Here is a 255-nt window from a genome sequence, read left to right on the forward strand (position 1 = left end):
CTAGCGACAATGCTTCAAAGCCTCCCACCTATCCTACACATGTAGGGTCAATGTTCAGTGCCAAGCTGTAGTAAAGGTTCACGGGGTCTTTCCGTCTAGCCGCGGGTATACGGCATCTTCACCGCAAATTCAATTTCACTGAGTCTCGGGTGGAGACAGCGTGGCCATCATTACGCCATTCGTGCAGGTCGGAACTTACCCGACAAGGAATTTCGCTACCTTAGGACCGTTATAGTTACGGCCGCCGTTTACCGG

The 255-nt window shown here is 52.2% G+C and carries 1 rRNA gene; it reads right to left on the reverse strand.

Annotation, left to right across the window (positions count from 1 at the left end):
- Nucleotides 1-255, reverse strand: a 23S ribosomal RNA gene (locus FCL42_RS21610); the annotation flags it as partial.

This window comes from Ferrimonas aestuarii (genome assembly GCF_005116665.1).
Taxonomy (GTDB): domain Bacteria; phylum Pseudomonadota; class Gammaproteobacteria; order Enterobacterales; family Shewanellaceae; genus Ferrimonas; species Ferrimonas aestuarii.